At 60.8% G+C, this 5635-nt stretch carries 4 protein-coding genes and 1 pseudogene; 2 read left to right on the top strand and 3 right to left on the bottom strand.

Annotated elements, in window-relative coordinates; all coding sequences use genetic code 11:
- On the bottom strand, nt 1-666 hold a 666-nt coding region (locus L9Z73_RS18365), incomplete at its 3' end, for a TraX family protein (protein WP_247403720.1).
- A 90-nt stretch (nt 667-756) separates the two neighbouring features.
- Here L9Z73_RS18365 and L9Z73_RS18360 point away from each other — a divergent pair.
- Nucleotides 757-1797 (top strand): threonine aldolase family protein, encoded by a 1041-nt coding sequence (locus L9Z73_RS18360; protein ID WP_247403718.1) that lies wholly within the window; start codon nt 757-759, stop codon nt 1795-1797.
- Nucleotides 1798-1858: 61 nt separating this feature from the next.
- On the opposite strand, the gene gbcB is transcribed toward L9Z73_RS18360, so the two are convergent.
- Complete coding sequence (gbcB, locus tag L9Z73_RS18355) at nt 1859-2959, bottom strand: glycine-betaine demethylase subunit GbcB (RefSeq protein WP_247403715.1); 1101 nt, start codon at nt 2957-2959, stop codon at nt 1859-1861.
- Between the two features lie 283 nt (nt 2960-3242).
- On the opposite strand from gbcB, the gene gbcA reads away from it, so the two are divergent.
- A complete protein-coding gene (gene gbcA / locus L9Z73_RS18350; protein WP_247403711.1) occupies nt 3243-4535 on the top strand; it encodes a glycine-betaine demethylase subunit GbcA in 1293 nt (430 codons plus the stop codon).
- Nucleotides 4536-5219: 684 nt separating this feature from the next.
- Here gbcA and L9Z73_RS18345 read toward each other — a convergent pair.
- Nucleotides 5220-5635, bottom strand: a pseudogene (locus tag L9Z73_RS18345) (electron transfer flavoprotein subunit beta); the annotation flags it as partial.

The raw sequence follows: 5635 nt of genomic DNA, 5'->3' as shown, positions 1-5635 counted from the left end.
CCAGCGGCGCATTGCTGGCGGCGTGGCGTTTTTGACATGTCGCAACAGGACCAGGCCGGCCAATGGCGCGATCAGGCATGCCGCCAATCCCATCAGCGCCACCGGCGTGCCGCTATCGAGCAGGATTTGCCATTGATTGGCAGCCACACACAGCAGCCCCGGCAACACGCTGAAATACCATGGCCGACGAAACACCAACAACATCGCCCACGGCAGCAACACACCAAAAAAACCGAACATCAACTGCGTGGAAAATACAGCGCCTATCGCGAGGGCAATCAGCGCCAATCCTCGATCAACAAGCGCCTTTTGCTGCCATCCTCGGGCAACCAGCAGGCCCAACGCCAACGTGGGCAACACGTTCAACGTATCGGCATCCTCGATAAACAGCCGGTACGGCACTTCGCTGATCACGCTGAACAGCACCAGCCAGCCCAGGTAACGCCATTGGCCGGTGACCGCCACGTTGCGCATCCGATGCAGATTGGCCGCAATCGCCAGGCAAAACCATGGGAACGCCAGGCGTCCCGGCACATACAGGCCGTCCAGGCTCAACCCGACATAACGCAAGTGGTCCAGTACCATGCTCAGCAGCGCCAGCCACTTAAGCAAATCCAAAGCGCCATCGCGGACGCGTCCGACAGGAATCGTTTCAGTACCGTGCATAATTCCCCAGTCACTTTGCATTTACAGTGCGTGCGCACGCCCGACAATCTTGGTTACAGTGCGCACCAACATCGACCACAGGAATGGGCCATGACCGACAAGAGCCAACAATTCGCCAGCGATAACTATTCCGGCATCTGCCCGGAAGCCTGGGCCGCCATGGAACAAGCCAACCACGGCCATCAACGCGCCTATGGCGATGATGAATGGACCCACCGCGCCGCTGACGGTTTCCGCAACCTGTTCGAGACCGACTGCGAAGTGTTCTTCGCCTTCAACGGCACCGCCGCCAACTCGCTGGCGCTGTCCTCGTTGTGCCAGAGCTACCATAGCGTGATTTGCTCGGAAACCGCCCACGTCGAGACCGACGAATGCGGCGCGCCGGAGTTTTTCTCCAACGGTTCCAAGCTGCTCACCGCACGCACCGAAAACGGCAAGCTGACCCCGGAGTCGATCCGCGAGATCGCCCTCAAGCGTCAGGATATCCACTACCCCAAACCCCGCGTGGTGACCCTGACCCAGGCCACCGAAGTCGGCAGCGTGTACACCCCGGAAGAAATCCGCGCCATCAGCGCCACCTGCAAAGAGCTCGGCCTGAACCTGCACATGGACGGCGCGCGCTTTGCCAACGCCTGCGCGTTCCTCGGCTGCTCACCGGCCGACCTGACCTGGAAAGCCGGGGTGGACGTGCTGTGCTTTGGCGGCACGAAAAACGGCATGGCCGTGGGCGAAGCGATCCTGTTCTTCAACCGCGCACTGGCCGAAGACTTCGACTACCGCTGCAAACAGGCCGGCCAGCTCGCGTCGAAGATGCGCTTCCTCTCCGCGCCGTGGGTGGGCCTGCTGGAAAACCACGCCTGGCTCAAACACGCGCGCCACGCCAACCACTGCGCGCAGTTGCTGAGCAGCCTGGTGGCGGATATTCCAGGGGTCGAGCTGATGTTCCCGGTGCAGGCCAACGGCGTGTTCCTGCAACTCTCGGAGCCGGCCATCGCCGCGCTGACGGCCAAGGGCTGGCGCTTCTACACCTTCATCGGCAAAGGCGGCGCGCGCTTCATGTGTGCGTGGGACACCGAGGAAGAACGCGTGCGCGAACTGGCGGCGGATATTCGCGAAGTGATGGGCGCCTGATAGCTAATGTGGCAGGGGCTTGCTCCCTGCCACAGTGGACCGTGCCCGCTTGAGGGGTGGGTCAGAACTCGATCCGCACGTCGCCCTTCGGCACGCTGCAGCACGACAGGATGTAGCCCTCGGCTTCGTCTTCCTCGGTAATCCCGCCGTTGTGGTCCATCTCGACCTCCCCGCCCAGCTTGAGCACCTTGCACGTGCCGCAGATGCCCATGCCGCAGGCCTTGGGAATCAGCAGGCCGAGCTTGGCGGCGGCGGCGTGAACGGTTTCACCCGGCGCCACGCGAATGCTCTTGCCCGAGGCGATGAACTCCACCTGATGCAGATCCGCCACGTCGACTTCCGGCGCGTCGGCGGCTTGTTCGGCCTGTTCCACTGCATCGGCGCGGGCCTCCGCTGGCGTCGCGCCGAACGACTCTTCGTGATAACGCGCCATGTCGAAACCGGCGGCTTCGAGCAAGCGCTTCACCGCCGTCATGTACGGCGTAGGGCCGCAGCAGAACACTTCGCGCTCCAGGAAGTCCGGCACCATCAATTCGAGCATCTTGTGGTTCAGGTAGCCGCGATACCCGGCCCAGGGTTCACCCAGGCCGTGTTTCTCGCAGATCAGGTGCAAGCTGAAGTTGTCGATCCGCGAGGCCATGTGCTCCAGCTCGCGGTGATAGATGATGTCTTTGGGTGAGCGCGCACTGTGGATAAACGTCATGTCGACGTTGGCGTTGGTGTCGTAATACCAGCGCGCCATGGACATCACCGGGGTGATGCCGACGCCGCCGCTGAGGTACAGCACCTTGGGATTGCTGAAATCGATGGCATTGAACAACCCGACCGGCCCGTGCACCGCCAGCTCCTGGCCCTCGTGCAGGGTGTCGTGCAACCAGTTGGAGACCTTGCCGCCGGGTACGCGCTTGATCGTCACCGAGAAGCTGTAAGGCACCGACGGTGAGCTGGAGATGGTGTAGGAACGCATGATCGGCTGACCGTCGATTTCCAGCTCCAGGGTGACGAACTGCCCCGGCTTGAAAAAGAACAGGATCGGCTGGTCGGCCATAAAGCAGAAGGTGCGCACGTCCCAGGTTTCCTGGATGACTTTGACGCAACGGACGATGTGCCGACCATTGGCCCAGGTCTGGGTGGTTACCGGATTCAGGAAGTTGCTGGACATGCTGTTCTCCACCGCCGAGGTTCGGCCTTGATAGTGGCGATTCTGCGTAACGCGAGAACCACCCATTTACCTATCTGCGACATTCACATACTTATCGCGACCAGCCCCCAACGACATAGGGTTGCGCGTCGGGAACAGATTGGGCCATGTCGCCCATGGATAAGGTTCACCGCAACAGCGGCCCCACACTCGCAGCCAACAACGACACTTTCTTTACGCCTTGCTGCAAACCTGTTCAGCCACTTTTCGCCGGCCACACAGAATGGCCATGAGGACACATACGATGGACGTCACCGCAACCTTAAGCTTGGGCGATCCGCTGGAACCCGCACGCAAGGCCACCGCGCAGATGCTGCAAGAGCGCGAGCGTACATTCTCGCTGCCACAGCCGTTCTACTCTGATGAACGGTTGTTTGATATCGACATGCAGGAGATCTTCCAGAAAGAGTGGTTGATCGCCGGCATGACCTGCGAGATCCCCACCAAGGGCAACTACCTGACCCTGCAAGTGGGCAAGAATCCGATTATCGTGATCCGTGGCGCCGAGGGCGTGGTGCATGCGTTCCACAACGTCTGCCGCCACCGCGGTTCGCGCTTGTGTACCAGCGACAAAGGCAAGGTCGCCAAGCTGGTGTGCCCGTACCACCAGTGGACCTACGAGCTGGACGGCCGCCTGCTGTTCGCCGGCACCGAGATGGGCGCCGACTTCGACATGAAGCAGTACGGCCTCAAGCCGATCAACGTGAAGACGGCCGGCGGCTACATCTTCATCAGCCTGGCGCAGAACCCGCCGGCCATCGATGACTTCCTGTCGACCCTGAACCACTACATGGAACCCTACGACATGGAGAACACCAAGGTGGCGGTGCAAACCACCTTGATGGAAAAGGCCAACTGGAAGCTGGTGCTGGAAAACAACCGCGAGTGCTACCACTGCAACGCCTCGCACCCCGAGCTGTTGAAAACCCTGCTCGAATGGGACGACGTCACCGACCCGCGCGCCGACCAAGCCTTCAAAGACCACGTGGCCGCTAGCGCCGCCGCCTGGGACGCCGAGAAGATCCCTTACGCCCACGCCAGCTTCGGCCTGCGCAACCGCATCGTGCGCATGCCGCTGCTCAAGGGCACCGTGTCGATGACCCTGGACGGCAAACAGGGCTGCAAAAAATTGATGGGCCGCATCAAGAACCCGGACCTGGGCTCGATGCGCATCCTGCACCTGCCGCATTCGTGGAACCACTGCATGGGCGACCACGTCATCGTGTTCACCGTGTGGCCGATCAGCGCCCAGGAAACCATGGTCACCACCAAGTGGCTGGTCCACAAGGACGCGGTCGAAGGCGTGGACTACGACGTGGAGCGCATGCGCCAAGTATGGGACGCCACCAACGACCAGGACCGTCGCCTGGCCGAAGAAAACCAGCGCGGGATCAACTCCACCGCCTACCAGCCCGGGCCTTACTCCAAGACCTATGAGTTCGGCGTGGTGAACTTCATCGACTGGTACAGCGAGCGCATGCTCAATAACCTCGGCGCGGCGCCGGCGCCCTACCTCAAAGGCGTAGCCGCCCAGTAACCGACCCTGGGGGAGCGGGCTTGCTCGCTCCCTCATTGGGTTCCGCACTGATCAAAACTTGATCAACCCCGCGAAACACCTCTCTCCGCCTGCCCTCCAGGCTTTGCCTAACAACTTATCCACAGAGCCACCCACAGCAATTGTGGGCAAGTGCGCCGGCCCGTCGAAATTAAATCAAGAAAATCCGTGACTTATTCGACTTGGCCGTTTTAAGACGCCACTGGTCAATTTTTGAACAACTCCGCGCAAGCCATATAAAACGTGCCCTGCAGCGGTACGCGAACACCTTATCCACAGAAGCACCAACAGACTTTGGGGGCAACTTTGACGAGGCTGTGGAAAACCCGCTAAAACCTTCATAAACCGGGCTATCCAAGCGTTTCAGAGCGCAAAAAGCCGCAATTGATCATATTTCAACCAGATCAGCGCAGGCCTTTATTTATATGGGCTGCAGCGGTAAGCGAACATCTTATCCACAGAAGCGCCAACAGACTTTGGGGGCAAGTCTGCACAGGACAATTACCCTGAACACAAAAAAACCCAAGGAAAAACCGCGAGTTAGCCTGGTTGTTTTTCGTACAGAGGGCTGCAGGGCTTGATTTACAGGGGGTGTGGACAGCCGCGAACAGGTTATCCACAGACGGGTCAACAGGGATTGTGGGTAACCACACTCCCCGTCCAGGATCAGCGAACCACGCCTTCCTCAACCAACAGTTTGAGAATGGCTTCAGCGCCCGCTTCAGGGCTGAGGCCCTTGAGCACCTGCCCACCGCCGCCACTGGCCTTGGCCGTGGCCGCCTTCATCCGATCCGCGCCGCTCTTGGCCTTGATCACCTTGAGCCGCTTGGGCCGGGGCTTGGCCGGTTGCAGCACGGCGCCGGTGAATAACTCATCCTCTTCAACCTCGACCTCGTGGGCCGCCAGTTCGCCGCGTTGTGCCGGGCCATACGCGCTTTGCCGAGGCTTGGGCGCGGCGTTATCCACTGTGGCCAGAAACGGCAGGCGCACCTTCAAGCGCCGCCGCTGCCCGCGTGGCAAGGCTTGCAGCACGTGGGCCACGCCGCTGTCGATGGACTCTACCTGCGCTAGCCCGACAATCA

It is taken from the genome of Pseudomonas emilianonis, from assembly GCF_023072625.1.
GTDB classification, from domain to species: Bacteria; Pseudomonadota; Gammaproteobacteria; order Pseudomonadales; family Pseudomonadaceae; genus Aquipseudomonas; species Aquipseudomonas paraveronii.
Note: the sequence above shows the minus strand (reverse complement) of the source record. Positions and strands in the feature narration are given on the sequence as shown.

Coding starts and splice junctions, on each gene's coding strand:
- gbcA (WP_247403711.1), top strand. CDS start 3,243: ATGGACGTCACCGCAACCTTAAGCTTGGGCGATCCGCTGGAACCCGCA.
- gbcB (WP_247403715.1), bottom strand. CDS start 2,959: ATGTCCAGCAACTTCCTGAATCCGGTAACCACCCAGACCTGGGCCAAT.
- L9Z73_RS18360 (WP_247403718.1), top strand. CDS start 757: ATGACCGACAAGAGCCAACAATTCGCCAGCGATAACTATTCCGGCATC.